Origin of the sequence: Parafrankia elaeagni, from assembly GCF_000374165.1 — a bacterium.
GTDB classification, from domain to species: Bacteria; Actinomycetota; Actinomycetes; order Frankiales; family Frankiaceae; genus Parafrankia; species Parafrankia elaeagni.
The window spans coordinates 188,343-207,875 of the sequence record NZ_KB893728.1; the positions used below are offsets into that span (position 1 = coordinate 188,343).

General features: G+C 74.0%; 17 protein-coding genes and 1 pseudogene. 11 read left to right on the forward strand and 7 right to left on the reverse strand.

Going from position 1 to position 19,533, the window contains the following annotated elements:
* Positions 1-77 precede the first annotated feature (77 nt).
* Entirely contained in the window at positions 78-1,214 is a 1,137-nt protein-coding gene (locus tag B207_RS0117260) for a carboxylate-amine ligase (protein ID WP_018637816.1), read from the reverse strand.
* Positions 1,215-1,462: 248 nt separating this feature from the next.
* Here B207_RS0117260 and B207_RS0117265 point away from each other — a divergent pair, with 248 nt between their 5' ends.
* The 6 genes and pseudogenes from B207_RS0117265 to B207_RS34335 form a co-directional block, all read left to right on the forward strand.
* Positions 1,463-1,873 (forward strand): EthD domain-containing protein, encoded by a 411-nt coding sequence (locus tag B207_RS0117265; RefSeq protein ID WP_026311151.1) that lies wholly within the window; start codon positions 1,463-1,465, stop codon positions 1,871-1,873.
* 81 nt (positions 1,874-1,954) lie between these two features.
* Complete coding sequence (locus tag B207_RS0117270; RefSeq protein WP_026311152.1) at positions 1,955-2,995, forward strand: pyridoxamine 5'-phosphate oxidase family protein; 1,041 nt, start codon at positions 1,955-1,957, stop codon at positions 2,993-2,995.
* Positions 2,996-3,437: 442 nt separating this feature from the next.
* Entirely contained in the window at positions 3,438-4,034 is a 597-nt protein-coding gene (locus B207_RS0117275; protein ID WP_018637819.1) for a DUF6529 family protein, read from the forward strand.
* 13 nt (positions 4,035-4,047) lie between these two features.
* On the forward strand, positions 4,048-4,497 hold the full coding sequence (locus B207_RS0117280) for a Rieske (2Fe-2S) protein (RefSeq protein WP_026311153.1): 450 nt from the start codon (positions 4,048-4,050) through the stop codon (positions 4,495-4,497).
* A gap of 14 nt (positions 4,498-4,511) precedes the next feature.
* Complete coding sequence (locus B207_RS0117285) at positions 4,512-5,084, forward strand: FHA domain-containing protein (RefSeq protein WP_026311154.1); 573 nt, start codon at positions 4,512-4,514, stop codon at positions 5,082-5,084.
* Positions 5,085-5,253: 169 nt separating this feature from the next.
* Positions 5,254-6,471: pseudogene (locus B207_RS34335) on the forward strand (MFS transporter); the annotation flags it as partial.
* Positions 6,472-6,525: 54 nt separating this feature from the next.
* Here B207_RS34335 and B207_RS42905 read toward each other — a convergent pair.
* The gene (locus B207_RS42905; protein ID WP_407671427.1) at positions 6,526-7,248 is read right to left on the reverse strand and encodes an MBL fold metallo-hydrolase; all 723 of its coding nucleotides are present in this window, start codon (positions 7,246-7,248) and stop codon (positions 6,526-6,528) included.
* A 19-nt stretch (positions 7,249-7,267) separates the two neighbouring features.
* On the opposite strand from B207_RS42905, the gene B207_RS41570 reads away from it, so the two are divergent.
* On the forward strand, positions 7,268-7,447 hold the full coding sequence (locus B207_RS41570; RefSeq protein WP_230205079.1) for a hypothetical protein: 180 nt from the start codon (positions 7,268-7,270) through the stop codon (positions 7,445-7,447).
* Positions 7,448-7,671: 224 nt separating this feature from the next.
* Here B207_RS41570 and B207_RS0117300 read toward each other — a convergent pair whose 3' ends face one another.
* Complete coding sequence (locus tag B207_RS0117300) at positions 7,672-8,148, reverse strand: VOC family protein (protein WP_018637826.1); 477 nt, start codon at positions 8,146-8,148, stop codon at positions 7,672-7,674.
* 209 nt (positions 8,149-8,357) lie between these two features.
* On the opposite strand from B207_RS0117300, the gene B207_RS40690 reads away from it, so the two are divergent.
* From B207_RS40690 to B207_RS0117315, 3 genes are all read left to right on the forward strand, one after another.
* A complete protein-coding gene (locus B207_RS40690) occupies positions 8,358-8,987 on the forward strand; it encodes a hypothetical protein (protein WP_026311155.1) in 630 nt (209 codons plus the stop codon).
* A gap of 64 nt (positions 8,988-9,051) precedes the next feature.
* Positions 9,052-9,480, forward strand: coding sequence for a hypothetical protein (locus tag B207_RS0117310; protein WP_018637827.1), 429 nt, complete (start codon positions 9,052-9,054; stop codon positions 9,478-9,480).
* A 109-nt stretch (positions 9,481-9,589) separates the two neighbouring features.
* The gene (locus B207_RS0117315) at positions 9,590-10,408 is read left to right on the forward strand and encodes an AraC family transcriptional regulator (protein ID WP_026311156.1); all 819 of its coding nucleotides are present in this window, start codon (positions 9,590-9,592) and stop codon (positions 10,406-10,408) included.
* Positions 10,409-10,453: 45 nt separating this feature from the next.
* On the opposite strand, the gene B207_RS40695 is transcribed toward B207_RS0117315, so the two are convergent.
* The 3 genes from B207_RS40695 to B207_RS0117330 form a co-directional block, all read right to left on the reverse strand.
* Positions 10,454-12,205: a serine/threonine protein kinase gene (locus B207_RS40695; RefSeq protein WP_195905307.1), complete on the reverse strand. Its 1,752-nt coding sequence runs from the start codon at positions 12,203-12,205 to the stop codon at positions 10,454-10,456.
* A gap of 89 nt (positions 12,206-12,294) precedes the next feature.
* Complete coding sequence (locus tag B207_RS0117325; RefSeq protein ID WP_326828413.1) at positions 12,295-12,996, reverse strand: adenylate/guanylate cyclase domain-containing protein; 702 nt, start codon at positions 12,994-12,996, stop codon at positions 12,295-12,297.
* A 31-nt stretch (positions 12,997-13,027) separates the two neighbouring features.
* Positions 13,028-14,476: an FAD-binding oxidoreductase gene (locus B207_RS0117330; protein ID WP_018637830.1), complete on the reverse strand. Its 1,449-nt coding sequence runs from the start codon at positions 14,474-14,476 to the stop codon at positions 13,028-13,030.
* A gap of 204 nt (positions 14,477-14,680) precedes the next feature.
* On the opposite strand from B207_RS0117330, the gene B207_RS0117335 reads away from it, so the two are divergent.
* Entirely contained in the window at positions 14,681-18,778 is a 4,098-nt protein-coding gene (locus B207_RS0117335; RefSeq protein WP_018637831.1) for a BTAD domain-containing putative transcriptional regulator, read from the forward strand.
* Here B207_RS0117335 and B207_RS0117340 read toward each other — a convergent pair.
* Positions 18,703-19,512: a hypothetical protein gene (locus B207_RS0117340; RefSeq protein ID WP_018637832.1), complete on the reverse strand. Its 810-nt coding sequence runs from the start codon at positions 19,510-19,512 to the stop codon at positions 18,703-18,705. The genes B207_RS0117335 and B207_RS0117340 overlap by 76 nt on opposite strands.
* Positions 19,513-19,533 lie beyond the last annotated feature (21 nt).

The window sequence follows — 19,533 nt, forward strand, 5'->3', positions numbered from 1 at the left end:
CGGGCTGTCCGTGAAGCGGCGTTGCGGCGTTGCGGCGAAGCAGTGTTGCGGCGAAGCGGCGTTGCGGCGAAGCGGTGTCACACCGGCGACCCGCCCGCTGACTCCGGATCGGTCTCCCGCACGATCAGGTCCACGACGTCGGCGATCCGCCCGCGGCGACGCAGCATGGCGCGCTGACGGTCGGCACCGGTACCGCGGGCGAACAGGGTGTCCACCATCCCGCCGACCGCTGCCAGGTCACCTGCCGCGGCGAGCGCGGGGGAGATCCGCTCCACCAGCCGGTCGACCATCGCGCGGGCCTTCACCAGCTCGCCGGACACGGGGTCGACCAGTTCTCCCTGGATGCCGTCGCGGGCCGCCCGCCACGTCGCCGCCCGCAGCACCTCCGGACGGGCGTCGGGCACCGGCCGGCCGTCCGCCCAGTCGGCTGCCGCGGTCGTGACGAGGCCACGGGCGAGCGCCGCGAGCAGGACGGCGTCCTCGACCGAGAGGCAGACGTCCGCGACCCGCAGCTCCAGGGTGGGGTAGTGGCGGGAGAGACGGGCATCGAAGTAGATCATGTCGTCGTCCATCGCCGCGCCGCTGCGCACGAGCAGGTCGACGACCCGGTCGTACTCCGCGGCGGAGCCGAACGCCGCGGGGGCCCCGGCCGTTGGCCAGCGTGCCCAGACCTGGGTGCGGTAGCTGGCGTAGCCGGTGTCCTCGCCGTGCCAGAGGGGGGAGTTCGCGGACAGCGCGGCCAGTACCGACAGCCACGGTCGCAGCCGGTCGAGCGCGCCGACCGCCTCGTCCGGCGACTCGATCCCGACGTGCACGTGGCAGCCGCAGGTGAGCTGTTCCCGGGCGGTCAGGCCGAACTCGTCCCGCATCCGCTCGTAGCGCGGTTTGTGGGTGAGGGTCGGATCGCCGCGGGTGGGGCTGGTGGCGGTCGCGGCGAGCATGACACCCTCGGCGCGGGCCGCCTGGGCGGCGGCGCGCCGCAGTGTGGACAACGACCCCCGAACCAGTGCGAGCGAGGTGTGCGGGGCGGACCCGCTCTCCACCTGCTCCCGGGTCAGCTCGACGTCGAGGTCGCCGTCCAGTTCGCCGTCGAGGTCGCCGCGGCCGCTGCTCCGGGAGAGCACGCGGGGAGCGGCGGCACGCACCGCGAGGCTGTCGGGATCGAGGAGGAGGAACTCCTCCTCGACGCCGAAGGTGCGAGGGCTGGTGGCCATGGAGCACTGCTTCCCCGGCACGACGATGACTAACTGCCGCACGGGGAAGGGGCCCGACCGGGCCGGTGCGGGATCACCCGTTCTGCCCGGTACCTGCGCCGTCGGTGACCGTCGCCCGGACACCCACCCCTTTCTTTATATTGTAATCCTTGCTAGGATTACGTCCGGCGGAATTCACGGAGAACGCCGGCCCCGGTCGGTCGGGGCTGGTTCGCCAGCTGTTTCCGGGAGAGAGAGGGGAGTTCCTCTTGTTCAAGCAGGTATGTTTCTTTCGCAAGCGCCCCGACATGACGATGGACGAGTTCCTCGACTACTACGAGAACCATCACACGCAGTTGGCGGCGAAATTAGGAAAGCCGGCGATTCCGAACGCGGTGCGCTACGTGCGGCGCTACCTCACGCCGGTCGAGAACCCGGTGACGGGTGAGATCCACGACAGCGGCTACGACTGCATCATGGAGATCTGGTGGAACAGTCGCGAGGATTTCGAGACCTCGCAGCGGCTTATCCGGGATCCGGAGCGCCTGCCGTACACGATGGAGGACGAGAAGAAGCTCTTCGCCACCCACGAGAACCCGATCTGCATCGTCGAGGAGCATGATTCCCCGATGGGCCCCGAGGGTGAGACCTACGACTGGGTGCCGGTCGTCCGGAGCTGAGATTCCACTGCAGCGGCAAACGCCCCGCATCCGGGCCTGCCGCGTCAGCACCCATCCATATGACAGGAGATGGTCAGCGCGATGAGTGGTCTTCACGATCTCCCGGCGGCGGTGTCAGGTCTCATCGAGTCGGGCGTGGTGGCGGAGTTCTCCACGGTGTCCGCGGCGGGTATCCCGATCGACACGCCGACCTACTACTTCCCGGCCGACGACATGTCGTCGATCGACCTGGCGACCGGTCTGCCCAATCCCGCCAAGGCCGAGCGGGTGCGGCGCAACCCGAAGGTCGGCCTGCTGATCGAGGGCAGGCCCGAGGAGCCGGTCGTGGTCGTGCGCGCGCACGGCGCGGTCCGCGACAGCGACATCCAGGCGAACGCCGTCCGATACCTCGCCGAGACCGGCTACAAGGGGATCAGTCACGGCATCACCTGGGAGGAGGCGCGCAAGGCGGTCACCTACTGGTCCCGCATCATCATCGAGAACAAGCCCGAGCGGGTGTACTGGTGGGAGAACCACGCGGCGCTCGACAGCCCGCCGCAGGTGTGGTCCGCCGAGCCCGGAACGGTCTTCCCGGTGTCGGATCCGGCGCCCGCCGGGCGTATGAAGAAGTCCGCCTGGCCGGTCCGCCCCTGGCCGGTCGTGGCCCGGGAGGCCGTCGAGGGCGGGACTCCCGCTCATCTGTCGGTACTCGACGACGACGGGTACCCCCTTCCGATGCGCGCGCTCGACTTCTCCCTGACCGATGACGGATTCCTGCTGCGACTGCCCACGGGAACGCCCTGGCAGCTGAAGGGCCGGGCGTCCCTCACCTTCGCCGGGTTCCGCACGTTCGTCGGCGATGCCGGGCCCGACGGCGACCGGGTCCTGTTCCGGGTCGAGCGGGCGCTGCCGCAGCACCCCGCCACCCTCGACACGAAGCAGGTGCTCCAGCCGAGCGAGGACACCCTCGCCAAGGCCCGCGCGCGTCTCGAGCACGAGGCGTCCCGCCGCGGCCAGTCCCTGCCGGTCATCCCGGCGGACCCGCCGGCCCGCACCCGCCTCGCCCTCGCCCGCCAGGCCCGCATCGAGAGCGACGCGCCGATCACGGGCATCACCGAGGACCACGGCAACCGCACCACCTGACCGGCGGTCGGACCTGACCGGCAGCACCACCTGGCCGGCAGTCCCGTCCGTGGCGGCCGGACGCGCCGCCGCGGACGGGACGGTCGTTCTCTGTCGCACCGGCTGGGTGGCAGAGAACTGCCATGGCAAGAAGCGCGTTCTTGGACGGTGCGCCGTCATCCCCAGGGGAAAGGGCAGGTCGGAACGTCTGGCGCGGTTCCGGCGGATCCACAGCGGCAGCTTCCGCGACCCTGATGACAGTACGTACCCTGCGTAGCATTCCGTGCGCGTGCTGTTCGATGATGTGCCCGGAGCTGGCCGGGAGGCGGCCGCGCGGAGACATCTTTCCCAACGGTCGCACGTTTTTTCCCCATGGTCTGTCAGGCGGATGACTTTGCTTGATCTCCAGCGAACCGTTGCTGGATAGTGCGTCATCACATTGACGGTGCAACGAGGGGGGCGGATGGCGCTCGGAACACAGAGGTCCGATCGGAGTACGGGATCGGAGGCGGTGCTCGCGCGCTCGGCGGGGGCCGGGTTCGCCCTGGCCCTGCTCGTGGGTGTCGCAGTCGCGGTGTCACTGGGTGTGTACGCACGCGAGCATGACCCGGCTGGCCGCCCCCTGTACACGCTCGGTTTCTCCGGAGCACTGCCGATGAAGGCCTGGCTGACGACGGGGGCCGCCGCCCTTCTCCTCGTCCAGCTCACCACGGCACTGTGGATGTGGGGCCGCCTTCCCGGCGCCGGCCGCGCCCCGGCCTGGGCCGCGCCGCTGCATCGGTGGAGCGGCACGGTGGCGTTCGTCCTCACGCTGCCGGTCGCTTTCCACTGCGTCTGGGCGCTCGGTTTCGCCAGTGACGAGACCCGCACGCTCGTGCACAGCCTGGTGGGTTGTGTGTTCTACGGCGCCTACGCCGCGAAGATGCTCGGACTGCGCACCCGCCGGCTGCCCGGGTGGGCCCTGCCGGTTCTCGGATCCGCTGTTCTTCTCTCCCTGGTGGTGCTCTGGCTGAGCGCCTCGCTGTGGTTCTTCACCCGTCCCGACATCCCGAAGTTCTGAAAGAGGCCGGTACATGGCGCAGGAAACTCCGACACGACGAGTGGTGGTGCCGGGCGTCGTCGTCACCGTCGCCGGTGCCGCGGCCGGGTTCGCCGTCGCGTCGAACAGCAGCGCGGCGGACCCGAAGCCTCCGACGGCAGCGGCCAACGGCGGTGGAGGGGCACCCGGCGGGACCACCGGGCCACTCGCCCAGCTCTCCGACGTCCCGGCGGACGGTGGGGTCGTCCTCAGCGACGCCGGCATCGTTCTGACCAGGGGCAGCGGCGACGACATCCAGGGCTTCTCCGCGGTGTGCACCCATCAGGGCTGTCTGGTCTCGTCGGTGGCCCAGGGCCAGATCAACTGTCCCTGCCACGGCAGCAGCTTCGACGCACGCACCGGCGCACCCGTCGCCGGGCCCGCCAAGAAGAATCTGCCGCCGGTAGCGGTGACGGTCCGCGACAACGCCGTGTACATGGCCTGAGGAAGGTGACGTCGATGGAACTGGGCAGTATTCGGGTGACCACCCCCGCAGGCTCGGTGGAACTGTCCCCGGACCGTTCGCACGTGATCGGCCGTGGCCGCGAGGCGGATCTGGCGGTGGCGGACGGGAAGGTCTCCCGCCGTCACGTCGAGCTCGTGCCGGGGCCGGCCGGCTGGATCGCCCGTGACCTGAGCAGCAACGGCATCTGGCGGGACGGCGTCCGGGCGAAGGAGTTCGCCGTGGACGGCGAGGCCCACGTCCGCCTCGGCGGCAGCAATGGCCCGGAGATCACACTGCGGGCATCCCGACCGGTCCGCCGTCCGCCGGCGGTGGTCGACAACTCCGAGGTCCAGACCGTTCTCAGCGGCCAGGGGCGGGGGCCCGAACCGGGCCGCGGGCCGGTCCCGGCTCCGGCAGCGGGGGGAGCCCGGGCGCAGCCCGCGGGTGCGGCCTCGGAACCGCAGGGCGCGCCCGAACGCGAGGCAGGCCCGGTGCCCGCCCTGTCCGGATGGTTGCGGATGCTGCCGACCCTGGTCTGGCTCACGGCGGTCGGATTCACGCTCGGGGCCCTGGTGGCGCTTTCCTGATCGGTCCTCTTCGGGTCCTGACCGGTCCTCTTCGGGTGAGGTCCTCCGCGGGGCCCGGCCCTCGGCCGCCCGCTGCGCGAGATGCTCAGAGGGCGAGCCGAGGGCCGCCGGGCGTTTTCGTGCGCCCGGCGGGGCCCGGCCGCGTTGACCAGCCGCGGCGAGGAGGACCTTGAACCCGTTCCGTTCTTTGCGTGTGCGTAACTTCCGGCTGTTCGTCGCCGGTCAGATCCTGTCGGTCGCCGGGACCTGGATGATGGTCGTCGCGCAGGACTGGCTGGTGCTCGATCTGACCGACGACTCGGCGAGCGCGCTCGCCGTCGTCACCGCCCTGCAGTTCACGCCGTCACTGCTGCTGACACTGCTCGGCGGCCGTCTCGCCGACCGGTACGACAAGCGGCTCCTGCTCACCCTCGCCAACATCGTCTCCGGCGCGTTGGCACTGGTGCTCGCGCTGCTGGTGCTGGGCGGCGACGTCACGCTGTGGCAGATCCAGCTGTTCGCGCTGGCGCTGGGTGTGGCGAGCGCCGTCGAGATCCCCACCCGGCTGTCGTTCATCAGCGAGATGGTCGGCCCGGAGCTGCTGCCGAACGCCTCGGCGCTCAGCGCCGCCTACTTCAACCTGGCCCGGGTGGCCGGCCCGGCGGTCGCGGGCCTGCTGATCGCCGCGTTCGGCCCCGGGCCGGTGATGGTCGTCAACGCGGTGAGCTACCTGGCGACGGTGGTGGGCCTGCGCATGATGCGGCCCGCGGAGCTGCTGCGGCCCACCCGCCCGCCGTCGCGGGTGCGGGTCGTGGACGGACTGCGCTACGTCGCGTCCCGCGACGACCTGGCGCTGCCCCTGGTCCTGGTCGCCGCCGTCGGCCTGTGCGCAATGAACTTCCAGCTGACGCTGCCGTTGCTGGCCCGGACGGTGTTCCACGCCGACGCGGCCGCGTTCGGCCTGCTGACCGCCGCGTTCGCCGGCGGGTCACTGGTGGCGGCGCTGGTCACGACCGGGCGGCGGGAACGGCCGTCGGCCGGGCTGGTGAACGGGGCGGCTGTCGGCCTCGGTGTGGCGATGACCCTGACCGGATGGGCCCCGACGTTCGCGGCCGCGGCGGCCGGCCTGTGCGTCACCGGCTTCGGGGTGATCTATTTCGCCCAGGCCGCGAACCACCGCATCCAGCTGGGCAGCGACCCGGTGTTCCGCGGGCGGGTCATGGCGCTCTACTCGACGATCATGATCGGGTCGACGCCGCTCGGCTCACTGCTGGTCGGGGTGCTCGCCGAGCAGGTCAACGCCCGCGCCGCGATGTGGTTCGGCGGCGCCGCCACACTGGTCGCGGTCGCGGCCGTCCACACCGCCGACCGGCGTGCCCGGCGTGCCCGGCCGGCCCGTGTTCCGTCGCCGCGTCCGGACGGGCGTGTCCTGGCTCCGGACGGGGCAGCGGCGGCGGCGCGGTCAGGCAGCGAGCCGGAACGAGGTGCCGGAACTGCTCGGGACCCAGGCGTCGGGGAGCGCCAGGGCGAGGGCCCCCTGCGCGCGCCAGCCGGTGCAGTGGGCGGAGGCGACGAGGTCGGGTGCCAGCTCGGTGAGCGCGCTGACCGTCGGCGGGATGACCGGCTCGAAGGCGGGGCCGCCGAGGTGCAGCCCGCCGATCAGCGCGTGCAGCCGGTCCACCCCGGTCAGCCGCAGGGCGTGTCGGGCGATGTTGACCGCGCCCGCGTGCCCGCAGCCGGTCAGGACCAGGAGACCCCGGCCCCGCACGTGCACGACCAGCGCCTGGTCGTCGAGGACGAGCGGGTCGTGCTGCCAGCCGGAGCCGTTCCACCCCTGGTGCGAGGGCGGCATCCCGCGTTCGAAGTCCGTCGTGCGGTCGATCTCGCCGGTGATGAGGACGTGGCCGTCGACCAGCAGTGACGGCTGGCGTCGCTCGATCACCTGGAAACCCTCGGACTCCAGCGCGCGCCGGCTCAGCGTCGGCAGCTCGGACGGGTCCAGGCCGGGCGGAGCGAGCCGGCGGCGCGTCCAGACCTGTGGGTGGACGGTCATCGGCAGGCCGCGCACCCCACGGCGGCCGGCGAGCCCGGCGAGGCCGCCGGCGTGGTCGAAGTGCCCGTGGCTGAGAACGACACCCTGGACGTCGCCGAGGTCGACACCGAGCCGGTCGGCGTTGCTCACCATGCCGTCCGGCGAGACGCCGGTGTCGAACAGCAGCGTGGTGACCGTGTCGCCGCGGCGGACGCGGACCAGCGCCGAGAAGCCGTGCTCGGCCCGCAGCCCCGCCGTCGTGATCCCGGCCTCGAACTGCGGTGCCTCGACCAGCCCCACCCCGCGCGGCGGACGGATCACCCGCTCGTCGCCGGGCAGCAGCCCGTCGTAGGTGTTGTCCATCAGCGCGGTGACGACGACCTCGTCGACGGGGACCAGCGCGACCGGGTCCACAGCCGTGCCGGGGGCGGGGCGGGGCAGGCTGGCACGGGCACCCGCCGGGCTACCGGACGGATCGTCGTCGCACACACGCGGCTCCTCGGACTGCTTGATCGTGCTCGGTCGGGACTACAGGCCGGTCCGGGCGTGAGGACGCGGCGGCTGGCGTTCGGGAGGCTACGGCTGATCCGTACTGGCCTGGGCCTGATAGCCGGGCGCGGGTGTGCCAGGGGGGTTGTAGACGCCGGGCTTCGCGTCCGGGTTCGGCACGCAGACCTCCGCCTCCAGCCCGTCCGGGTCGCGGAAGAACAGGCTCAGGACGGGGCCGAAGTCGGTGACGAAGCCGTCGGTGGCACCGCGGGCCATCAGCCGCTCCCGGATCAGGTCGAACGCGTCCGTGGAGGCGGCCTGCAGACCGAGGTGGTCGATGCGGCCGCGGCCGAACATCGGTGTCTGCCGCTGCGCCTCGGTGTTGTCGCTGATCTCGAAGATGTTGAGCTCGGTGAGCGGACCGATGGAGAGAAGCGACAGGGTTCCACCGGGCATCCTCTCCTCGTGGTCCACCGTGGCCTCGAAGACGTCGCGGTAGAACCTGTGCAGCCGCTCAGCGTCGTTCGTCAGGATCGCCACGTGGTTCACGCCGTTCAGCAGCATGGGCGTTCGTCCTTCCGGATCCGGGTGGTGCGGGAGAACCTCGCGACAGCAGAATCTCACGCGGTCCGCGCGCGTCGGGCCGGGTCGATCAGCAGAGCACACCGGGAAACGCCGGACCGTCGCCCGACGGGCCACCAGGACGCGCGGGACCCTGTCGGTTCGGCGTCCTTTCCTCCCGGTCGGCTGGTCGCCCGCGCTACAACGCTGGCATGTCGCGTGTGCTCGCCGGCCTGGCCGCTGCCCCGATGCTGCTGATCGGGGGCGTCCTCACGGTCGCCTTCCTGCTGCCGGCCGACCGGATGTACCTGCTCGGGCCCATGATCGCCGGCGTGATGATCATCATGATGGTCGTGCTCCTCACGCTGCTGCCGCGGGTGATCCGCTGGCGGATGGCCGAGATGTTCGGCGGCGAGCTCTCGCCGCTGCTCGGGCACGGCGGCATCTCCGGCGGGCGGCGTGGTGGAGCGGGCGGCACGTTCCCGTTCCCCTTTCCCCTCGCCGCCGGCCTCCGGGATGCTCCGGTCGGCGCCGGCGAACCCGGGGGCGCGGACGATGGCGACCTCCGCGGCGGCTGCCGCCACGACCACCGCGACCGCCACGACCACCGCGATCACGGCGGTCACGGCGGTCACGGCGGTCACCACGACCATGCTGGTCACGGCGGTTCCGACGGCCATCACGGCCACGACCACGGCTGGACGGGGCCGGCTTCCTGTGCCGGCGGCTCGGACAGTTTCGACAGCTCGTCGAGCAGCAGCTGCGGCAGCTCGTCCAGCTGCGGTTCCGACAGTTGGTCGAGCAGCAGCTCCGACAGCTCGTCCAGCAGTTCCTCCTGGTGACAGGTGTCCCTGCGGGGACAGCTCGGTGAGAACAGCTCGGTGAGGACGCCTCGGTGAGGCGGCGTTGCGCAGGCGCTCCGCGATGGGCGTCTACACCCGCGGCCTGGTGGACGCCATCCCCGGCGCCCGACCTGGATCGTCCGGCGGTGCCGCTGACGGGCGTGCACCGCCCGGTCCGCACGGCGAGCCGGTCGGTATCGGTGCCTGGGCCGACTGGGTCGCCGAGCAGGGCGTTCCGTTCGCGGTGCCCGAGTGGGGCGTGAACGACCAGGCCTGGGGCTCGACCGACCCGGCCTTCATCACCCAGATGTGCACCGTGTTCGAACGGGCCGCCGCGTCGAGGACCGGGCTCGCCTACGAGTCCTACTTCGACGGCTCGACCGGTTACAGCTGCAAGTTCACCCTGCACGACAAGGAGTGCGGCTTCGACTACCACGAGGCCGCGGCCCAGCGGTACAAGGAGCTGTGGACGGGGCCGTACGTCAGATCCTGATCCGCGGTTCTGATTCTCGCCCGGCACAGGCGGTGTCGCGCGGCGGTCCACCCGTCGCGCGGCGCCGCCGTGCCGGGCTTCTCCCGGCTCGGGCGCCTACGATCTGGTCGTGCCTGATGCGGTCGTGCCCGTGGCCCCGCTGCTGCCGATGCGCCGTCGCCTGACCGTGTCCGCAGGCACGGTGGAGCACCACGCGACCGAGCCGATCTCCTACTGGCATCGCCACGACCTGCACGAGATCGAGTACGCGGTCCGTGGCAGCGCCGAGATCCGGACCCGGTCGACGCACTACCTGCTGCCGCCGCGCTACGCGGCCTGGCTCCCGGCCGGAGTGGAGCACTCGCCGCTGCTGCGGGACGTCCACACTGTGGCGGTCTTCTTCGACCCGGCCGTGTTCAGCCTGCCCTGCCCGCGGGCGGCGATCATCCCGGTCCCGCCGGTCCTGCGGGAGATGATGCGCTACGCCGTCCGCTGGCCCGTCGAGCGGCTCGACGACGACCCGGAGGCGCTCGCCTTCTTCAAGGCGCTGGCCGGGGTCCTCCGCCAGGCGCTCGCGCAGGAGCTGCCCCTGTCGCTGCCCGTCTCGGACGATCCGGTGATCCGGGACGTGGTCGCCTACACCGCCGCGCACCTGGACGACGTCACCGCCGGTGCTGTCTGTCGCGCTGTCGGGATCTCCGAGCGGGTGCTGCGCCGCCGGTTCGCCGCCGAGCTGGGCCAGACCTGGCGCGACCATCTGCAGCACGCCCGCCTGCTGCGGGCGATGTCCCTGTTGAGCAGCACGACCCAGCCGGTCGGTGAGATCGCCGCCGCGGTGGGGTTCGGCAGCGCGAGCGCGCTCGCCCGCGCCTTCCGCACCTGGACCGGTGAGGCCCCGACCGCCTACCGCGACCGCTGGCAGTCCACGCGGGCGGAGCTGTCCGCGTAGTCCCGGCGCGGCTGTCATCAGCCCTTTCCAGTGACGGACCGCCGCTCAGACCGGGGTGATCTGGGAGACCCGCCACCCGGCCGCGGTCGGGACGAGGTTGACGTCCTGGACCATCGTGCCGGTGGCCGCCTGCCGGGTCAGCACCCGGCCGGAGGCGCTGACGACGGAGAACGGCATCATGTGCGAGGCGAAGCGCAGGACCACGATGCGCTCGTTCTCGGTCAGCACATCGACGGAGTCGATGACCTGCTCGCCGCCCTGGCCATGGCCGCCGATCGCGATCATCGCCCGGATCGACTCCTCCTCGCTGGCCCGTGCGCTGCTGGCCTCGGTGTACACCTCGCCGAGCAGGCCGATGTCGGCGGCCGCGTAGGCGGCGACCCGGCTCCGGTCGAGGGTCCGCAGCACCTCGGTCCAGTACTGCACGGTGTGTCGCCCGCCGCCCGGTTCGGGGGCGGGCCCCGGCGCGCCCGCGGACCCCGGCACGTCGCCGGTGACGGGGACCGTGGCCGGGGCACTGTTCGGCTGGGCGGAGGAGACCGGCGCGGGCGGAGGGGACGTTCCGGTGGCGGCGGGCGGGCCCGAGGGCGTCGTCACGTCCGCGGCGGTGGCAGCACCTGACACCGGGCCCTCGACCACTCCGGTGCTGGAGACGGTCACCGCGGGAGCGTCGAGGGCACCGGAGGAAGCGGCGTCCGGCATGGAGCGGACCAGGAGAAGTGCCACGCCGGCGGCCGCGAGGGCGGCGATCGCCGCCGAGACCGCCCCGAGCGCGCGTCGCCCTCTCCCGGGTGGACGGCGTCGGTGTCCGGCCCGTGACTGACCGCCCTCCACCTCCACCTCCACCCCCGCCGCCGGCGGCGGGGGCGTGATGGGTGGTCCGATGCCGGCTGCCGTCTCCATCGGCTCGGCGACCGGCGGCTGGTCGGGCACGGCCTGGGCCTGAGCCTGGGGCGGCAGCACGGCGGCCATCGGCCGCGTCGAACCGGTCAGCTGGCCGAGCAGGTCGGTGGCGGTCGGCCGCTCGGGCGCCTTCTTGCTCATCGCGGCCCGGACGAGCGGGAGCAGGCGCGTGTCGAGCCCGTCGAGGTCCGGCTCGCCGTGCACCACCCGGTACATGACGGCCGGCACGGCACCGAGCCCGAACGGCGACCGGCCGGTGCCGGCGAACGCGACGACACCACCCCAGGCGAAGACGTCCGCGGCGGCGCCGGTCGCCTCCCGTGCGGCCTGCTCGGGTGCCATGAACGCCGGGGTGCCGACGGTGTCGGACGCCCCGGTCAGCAGCGAGGCCGACTCGACCGACATCGCGACGCCGAAGTCGATGAGCCGCGGCCCGGTCTTCGACAGCAGCACGTTGCCCGGCTTGACGTCCCGGTGGACGAGGCCGGCGTTGTGGATGGAGGTGAGCGCGGCGGCGATCGCGACGGCGAGCTGGTGCAGGTCGGTGGTGGACAGCGGGCCGTGCTCGTCGACGGCCTCGGCGAGCGTCGGCCCGTCCAGGAACTCGGTGACGATGTAGGGCCGGCCGTCGGCCACGCCGAAGTCGAGGACCTCCGCGGTGCAGAACGGCGCGACGCTGCAGGCGATCCTCGCCTCACGCTGGAACCGGGCCAGGTACTGCCCGTCCCGGGCCAGGTGCTCGTGGATGACCTTCACGGCCACCCGGCGGCCTTCGGGCGAGCGGCCCAGGTAGACCCGGCCCATCCCGCCGGTGCCGAGCACGCCCTCGAGGGTGTGTGGCCCGAGGAGCGTGGGGTCGGTCGTCAGCAGCGGCGTCACTCCGCCCACCGCCATGCGCATCACCCCGAATCAGCTCACCTCGCGTGACCGGTAGGCCGCCGGCCGGCACATCGCGGCTGATTCTGCCATTGCGGATGAAGTGGTCAGGCGGCCCGCCGGGCCGGGCCGCCGGCGGGGACCTCCCGCAGCACGGCCCGGTGCGTGACCAGCGGCTGCAGGGCGGTGGCACCGGCGGCAGCGGCCGCCAGCCGGTAGGCCTGCACGAGCGCGACCCGGCCCCTGACGGTCGTGGGTGCGAGCGCGACGGCGCCGTCGCCGGTACCGGCCAGCCCTGCGGCGGTCTGGGCGCAGACGACGGTGGTGCCGGGCTCGCGGGCCATGCTCTGCAGCCGCGCGGCGAGGTTCACCGTGTCGCCGACCAGGGTGAACCCGAGCCGCTCGTCGTCGCCGAGAACGGCGGCGGCGACCTCGCCGGTGCACACCCCGATGCCGAGGCCGAACGGCGCCAGGCCCTGGGCGGCCCAGGTCTCGTCGAGCCGCCGCTGCCGGCGGTGCATGGCGGCGGCGGCCCGGCAGGCCCGCTCCCGGTGGTCAGGTGCGGGCCCCGGGACGCCGAACGCGGCGAGCACGGCGTCACCCGCGTACTGGATGACGGTCCCGCCGGCGTCGAGGACGGCGGTGGCCATCTCCCGCCGGTGGGCGTCGAGCTGGCCGGCGAGCACCATCGGATCGGTGCGTTCCGCGATGCCGCTGTAGCCGCGGACGTCTGACATCAGCACGGTGACGACGAGCCGCCGGGCCACCAACGCGGGCCGGGCGTCGATCGTGTTCACGGTTGCAGGCATCCTCGCTGCGTCCTCTCTGCGTCGACCGGCACTAGGCAGCCGGGGGAACGGGGTGGTTGGCGACGAACAGCCCACCCGGGTCCACCGCGGCGCGGATCGCGCGCAGCCGGGCCCAGGTCCGCGGGTCGTAGCCGGCGGCGGCGTCGACCTCCGCCTCGACGAAACCGAGGTACTCCTGGCCGCCGGCGAACGGGGCCAGGGCGGCGGCGACCCGGCGGGCGTCCGCGAGGGCCGGGACGGCCGCATCCGGTGTTGGCACGACCCCGCAGGAGAACAGGACGAACGCACCGTCGAGGCAGGCCAGCGCGCCGCCGCCCGGGGCCGGCCGGGCCAGGGCCCCGCCGAGCTGGCGCAGCTCGGCCGGCACCGCCAGCGAGGTCCCCGAGTCGGGCCCGGCGGTGTTCAGCACGGCGTCGACGGCCCCCGCCGGCAGCCCGGCGAGCATGCGGCTGGCGGACACCACCGGTGTCGGCCCTTCCGGGTCCATGTGCAGGCGGATCAGCGCGGGTGCCGGCAGCCGGGTGAAGGTGTCGAGCTCCGGTCCGAGCTCCCGCAGGGGGGCGAGGATCCGCTCGGCGTCGGCGTTGTCGCCCAGCACCGCGCCGTCGATCGCCACCAGCCGCCGGCCGCGGACCGCCTCGGGCATCTCCGGAATCGGCGGAACCTGCAGCAGTCGCAGCGCGGTGGTGACCGCCTCCGGCGCGGTGCCCGCCCAGTCGGCCCAGCGGGTGAGCACCCGCTGGGCGTGCCGCCAGTCCCAGGCCAGCAGGCCCGCGTAGGCGGTGTCGATCGGGTGGAGGTCGAACTCCAGTGCCGTCACGACGCCGAAGCTGCCGCCGCCGCCGCGCAGCGCCCAGAACAGATCGGCCTCGTGATCCGCGTCGGCGCGGACGAGGGTCCCGTCGGCGGTGACCAGCTCGATGGCGGTCAGGCTGTTGGTCTGCAGGCCCAGCGCCCGCGAGTACCAGCTCAGCCCGCCGCCGAGCGAGTAGCCGGCGACCCCGACATCCGGGGACGAGCCGTGCAGCGCGGCCAGCCCGTGGGCGGCGGCCGGCGTCACGACGTCCAGCCAGAGCGCGCCGGCGCCCACCCGGGCCCGCCGTGCCCCCGGGTCGATGGTGACCTCGTCCAGCCTGGACGTCCGCAGCAACACGACGTCGTCGAGCGAGCCCAGGGACGCCGCGCCGTGGCCGGTCCCCTGGGCGGCGATGCGCAGGTTGCTGGCGGCGGCCATCCGGACCACCGCGGCGACCTCCGCGGCGTCCGCCGGATGGGCGACCGCGGCCGGGCGCTGGTCGACGGCCGCGTTCCACGGCAGTCGGGCGGCCTCGTAGCCGGGGTCGCCCGCGAGAAGCAGGCCGCCGGCGGGCGGCTGCGGCGCCGACCCGGGCTGCGGCACCGGCGCGGGGGACAGCGTGGTGGGCGGGGTCGTCGCCGTGGCGGACGGGGTGGTCTCGGAGTGAAGCTGGTCGATGTTCACGGGTGCGTCTCCCTGGTGTCTGGGCTGGCGGGACGACAGTGCGTCAGGCGCCTTGCGGTGCACTTGGGAGCGGCCGCTTGCGGACCACTTGAGAACGACTGACGTCCACTGACAAGCCGTCCCAAGAAGGTCGGACGGCACAGGGCGGCGGGTGTCGTACATTCGCTCGGACGCCGAACGCGGGCGGCGCTGAGGGGGAGAGCTGTGCGCGGTGGTCAGGGCTGGGCAGGAGGACCCGGCACCGGTGACCCGAACGGCCCGAACGGCCCGAACGGCCCGAACGGCCCGAACGGCCGCATCGATCCGGGTGGTCCGGGTGGATCGGGTGGATCGGCCGGGGCCGACCTGCCGCTGATCAGCGTGCTGGGTGACCTGACGGCCTCCCGTCGCGGCGTGGCCCTCGACCTGGGCGGGCGTCGCCAGCGGGCGGTGCTCGGCCTGCTCGTGATCGCCCGGGGCGACGCCGTCGCCGCCGACCGGCTGATCGACCTGCTGTGGGCCGACCGGCCGCCGTCGGGGCCGCACGGCGCGCTCCAGTCGTACGTGTCCCACCTGCGGCGCGCCCTGGAACCGGAACGCGTCGCCCGGTCCCGCGGGACGGTGATCGTCCGGATGGGGTCCGGCTACGCGCTGCGGGTCGCCCCCGACGCGGTGGACGCCTGGTGGTTCGAACAGCTGGTGCGGCGCTCCGGAGCGGGCGCCGAGCCGCAGGTACGGGTCGACCTGCTCACCACCGCGCTGGGCCTGTGGCACGGCCCGGCGTTCGCCGAGTACCGGGACGAGGCCTGGGCCCGTCCTGAGGCGGCGAGGCTCGCCGAGCTGCGGGAGGTCGCCCGCGAGCAGCTGATCGAGGGCCGGCTCGGCCGCGGGGAGACCGCAGTGGTGGTGCCCGAGCTCGAGGCGCTGGTCGCCGAGCAGCCGCTGCGGGAGGAGCGGTGGCGACTGCTCGTCCTGGCCCTGTACCGGGCGCAGCGGCAGGGCGACGCGCTGGCGGCGCTGCGCCGGGCCCGGCAGGTGCTCGCGGACGAGCTCGGCGTGGACCCCGGCCCGGCGCTGCGTGCGCTGGAGGCCGAGGTGCTCCGCCAGTCACCGACGCTGCAGGCATCGCCGCCGACCGCCCCCGGGCCGTGGGCCGCGCCAGCCGCGTCCCCGTCTGCAGTCCCCCAGCCGGCTGCCGCGCGGCTGTCCGCGTCGCTGGAGTTCGGCGGACTGTCGGCGTCGCCGCCGAAGGCACCGGCGGCACCGGCGTCCGGACCGGTGCCGCCGACGCCGCCGGTCCGGGAAGGACTGGTGGACCGGGACCGTGAGGTCGCCGAGCTGGCTGCCTGTGTGGCCGAGGCGGCGGCGGGCGAGGCCAGGCTGGTGGTCATCGAGGGCCCGGCCGGGATCGGCAAGAGCCGGCTGCTGGCCGAGGCCCGTCGTCTTGCCGTCCCGGAACGGTTCCGGGTGTTCACGGCCCGGGGGAGCCAGCTGGAACGGGAGTACGGCTTCGGCGCCGTCCGTCAGCTGTACGAGGCGGAGGTCGCCAACGGTGCGGCGGGCCGTGGCGTGCTCGTCGGGCCGGCGACGCAGGCCGCGTCGGTGTTCGACGTCCGGCTGCCCGACCCCGACCCCGACCCGGGGCCGGGCGTCCTGGTCGGCCCGGCCGGCCTGGCCGGCCTGGTGGGCACCGCGGGAACAGCGGGCGCCGGCGGCGGGCCCGGCCTGACCGGGGCGGCTGATCCGACCGTCGGAGGGTACCCACTGGGCCGGCGGCGGGGTGACGGTTCGTTGGCAGTCCTGCACGGCCTGTACTGGCTGACAGTGCGCCTCGCCGCGGACGGGCCGATGATGCTCGCCGTCGACGACCTGCAGTGGTGTGACAGCGCCTCGCTGCGCTTCCTGTCCTACCTGGTGCGGCGGGCCGAGGACATGCCCGTCCTGATCGTCGCGACGCTGCGGACCGGTGAGCCGAGTGACGACGAGGGCCTGCTGGCCGAGCTGACCCACGACCCCGGCACGGTCTGGATCCGGCCGGCGCCGCTCGGCCCGAGCGGCGTCGCCGACCTCGTGCGCGGCCGGCTCGGCACCGACGCCGAGGACGGTTTCGTGGCCGCCTGCCACCGGGCCACCGCCGGGAACCCGCTCTACCTGCGGCAGCTGCTGCGGGCGCTGCAGGCCGAAGGGGTCCGGCCGCGGAGCGCGCAGGCCGGCACCGTCACCGCCATCGGGGCGCGGGCGGTGTCCAGCCTGGTGCTGATGCGGCTGGCGCGCATGCCACGGGAGAGCACCACTGTCGCCCGCTGGATCGCGGTGCTGGGCGGCGGCGCGGTGCTGCCGATCGTCGCCGCGCTCGCCGGCCTGTCCGACGCGGCGACGGCGGCAGCTGTCGGCGCGCTGGCCCGGGCCGAGGTGCTGCGCGACGACTACCCGCTCGGTTTCGTCCATCCGCTGGTCGCGGACGCCGTCTACCGCGACCTGCCGCCGGGGGAGCGGCAGCTGCACCACGACCGCGCGGCCCGCGAGCTGTACCGGTCCGGTGCCGCGCCGGAGCAGATCGCCGCGCACCTGCTGCAGGTGCCGCACCGGGGCGACCCGTGGGTGGTCGGCGTCCTGCGGCAGGCCGCGGCCAGGGCCACCGACCGGGGCACGCCGGACGCCGCCGCGTCCTACCTGGTCCGCGCGCTGCGCGAGCAGCCCGAGCCGGAGCTGCGGGCGCAGGTGCTGCTCGAACTGGGACGGGTGGCCGTGCTCAGCGACGGCGTCGCGGCCGTGACCCACCTGGCCGAGGCGTACGAGGCGCTCGAACCCGGGCCGCGCCGGGCGCTGGTGGCGCAGATGCTGACCCGGGCGCTGGTGTTCGCCGGTTCCCCGGGCGAGGCGACGCGCTTCGGCTACCGGGTCGCCGACGAGCTGCCGGACGAGCTGGGCGACGAGCGCCAGGGCCTGTTCGGTCTGGCCCGCATCGGCGGCTACATGCACGACGTCGACCCGGTGGTCTGGCGCCGGACGCCCGAGCCGGCCGTGACCGGAGACGGCCCCGGCGCGCGGATGCTGGCCGCGGCGCTCGCCTGGGAGGCCCTGATCGACGGGGTGGACCGCCCGCGCGCCGTCGAGCTGGCCCGGTTCGCCGTCGCCGGCGGGGTGCTGACCCGCGCGGACGTCGGGCTGCTCTGGGTGGTCGCCGCCGTCGCGCTGCACCTGGCGGACGAGGACACCGACGCGGTGTTCCAGGACGGCCTGGACCACGTGCACCAGCTCGGCTCCGTGTTCGGGGCGCTGGCCGCCAACATCTGGCGGGCCTACGCCCGCTGGGGGCACGGTGACCTGCGCGAGGCCTACCAGATCTTCCAGCTCGCCAGCGACCAGTCGGCGACCTGGGGGCTGGCCTTCGGCTCCGGGCACAGCGACTCGTACGCCGTCGGCGTCCTCGTCGACATCGGGGACCTCGTGCAGGCCCGGGCGCTGGCGGACGCCATACGCGACAAGCCGCGCTCACCCGAGGGCATGCGGCTGTTCGGCGAGATGCACGCCAGCCTGCTCATCGCCGAGGGCCGCCACGCGGAGGCGCTGACCAGCCTGGACGAGGTCCGCACGCTGATGGCGCACGCGAGGAACCCGGCCTGGCGGCCCTGGCACTCACTGCGCGCCCAGGCGCTGGCCGGGCTCGGCCAGCGTGACCAGGCCGTCAGCCTGCTCAGGGGCGAGCTGGCCGCGGCCCGCGCGTGGGGCACGCCGACCTCCGTCGGCCGCACGCTGCGCCTCCTCGGCGAGATCCGCGCCGGTGACGCCAGCGGCGCCGGTGACGGCAGCAGCAGCGGTGACGGCGCCGGTGACGGCGGCCTCGCCGAGCTCCGGGAGGCCGAGGCGCTGCTCGCCCCGACACGGGCCCGGCTGGAGCACGCACGTGCCCTGCGCGCCCTTGCCGCCCGCCTCGTCACCCCACAGACGCAGGCGACGCAGGCCACCGTGGACCCGGGGGACCGGGAGCGGGCCCGGGCGATGCTGGTCCAGGCGGCCGAGCAGGCCTGGCGATGCGGCGCGACCGGGCTGTACCGGCAGATCAGCGACCAGCTCACCGCCGCCGGGGAACCCCTGGCGACCCGCCCCCCGGCCCTCGGCCCGACGTCCATCGAGCGGGACGTCCTGCGCCGGCAGGCGGGCGGGGCCGACGAGCAGGAGATCGCGGAGGCCCTGTTCGTGACGCCGCACTCGGTCCGGCGGATCCTGGCCTCGGCCCGGGCAGCTCACCCCACCGGCGACGGGCCCACGGGCGACGGGCCCACGGGCAGCGCCACGGCGACCTCGGTGCCGAGGCGGTAGCCGTCGGCCAGCGGCAGGTCGTCCCCGCTCCAGAACCGGCCCGGGTCGTACCAGTTCGGACGCCGGCCAGGCGGCAGCAGGCCCATCGCCTCGTAGGTGATCGCGACAACCTCGGCGCAGTAGGCGGACTCCAGCCCCACCGGCGCCGACCCGTCCGACGCAGGGCGCTCCTGCGTCGCCATCCCCTGCTCGGAGCCGGAGCCGGAGCCGGAGCCGGAGCCGGAGCTGAGGCCGGGGCCGTCGGGGGCCGGTCGGTGCCGGCGGTGGCTCGCCCAGGCCCGGACCCGGCCCGGTGGGCGCGGCAACGGCACCCGGCCGCCCAGCCAGCGAGCCGCGAGCCGGGCGGTGGACGGGAACGGCGTGCCGTCGAGCCGGGCGACGGTGCGCAGCACGGCGTCCTCCGCGGCGCGGCCGACGGTCGGGTCCAGCTGCCGCAACCACGCCCGCTGGCCGTACCGGGTGCCCCAGACGACGACAGCCTCGCGCAGATCGTGGAGCTGCACGCCGCGATGGTGGCCGCCGGTCCAGACGTCCCGCAGCGACCGGCCGAGCTCCGCGTGCCACATCAGCGGCGGCAGGTCGTCGAGCACGACCGCCATCCCGACATGGTTGACGGGACTGTTCGTCGTCATCTGGATGGCGCGGTCGGCAGCGCTGCGCCCGCGGAAGACCCACAGGTCGCCGGTGCGGGTGAGGTCCACCGCCTGGTCGAGGGTCAGGGAGGTTCCGACCATGGCCCCAGCCTAGGGGGTCGC

Coding starts and splice junctions, on each gene's coding strand:
- B207_RS0117325 (WP_326828413.1), bottom strand. CDS start 12,996: ATGCCTGCAACCGTGAACACGATCGACGCCCGGCCCGCGTTGGTGGCC.
- B207_RS40695 (WP_195905307.1), bottom strand. CDS start 12,205: ATGGCGGTGGGCGGAGTGACGCCGCTGCTGACGACCGACCCCACGCTC.
- B207_RS0117275 (WP_018637819.1), top strand. CDS start 3,438: ATGGCGCTCGGAACACAGAGGTCCGATCGGAGTACGGGATCGGAGGCG.
- B207_RS0117280 (WP_026311153.1), top strand. CDS start 4,048: ATGGCGCAGGAAACTCCGACACGACGAGTGGTGGTGCCGGGCGTCGTC.
- B207_RS42905 (WP_407671427.1), bottom strand. CDS start 7,248: ATGGTGAGCAACGCCGACCGGCTCGGTGTCGACCTCGGCGACGTCCAG.
- B207_RS0117340 (WP_018637832.1), bottom strand. CDS start 19,512: ATGGTCGGAACCTCCCTGACCCTCGACCAGGCGGTGGACCTCACCCGC.
- B207_RS0117270 (WP_026311152.1), top strand. CDS start 1,955: ATGAGTGGTCTTCACGATCTCCCGGCGGCGGTGTCAGGTCTCATCGAG.
- B207_RS40690 (WP_026311155.1), top strand. CDS start 8,358: ATGTCGCGTGTGCTCGCCGGCCTGGCCGCTGCCCCGATGCTGCTGATC.
- B207_RS0117300 (WP_018637826.1), bottom strand. CDS start 8,148: ATGCTGCTGAACGGCGTGAACCACGTGGCGATCCTGACGAACGACGCT.
- B207_RS0117285 (WP_026311154.1), top strand. CDS start 4,512: ATGGAACTGGGCAGTATTCGGGTGACCACCCCCGCAGGCTCGGTGGAA.
- B207_RS0117260 (WP_018637816.1), bottom strand. CDS start 1,214: ATGGCCACCAGCCCTCGCACCTTCGGCGTCGAGGAGGAGTTCCTCCTC.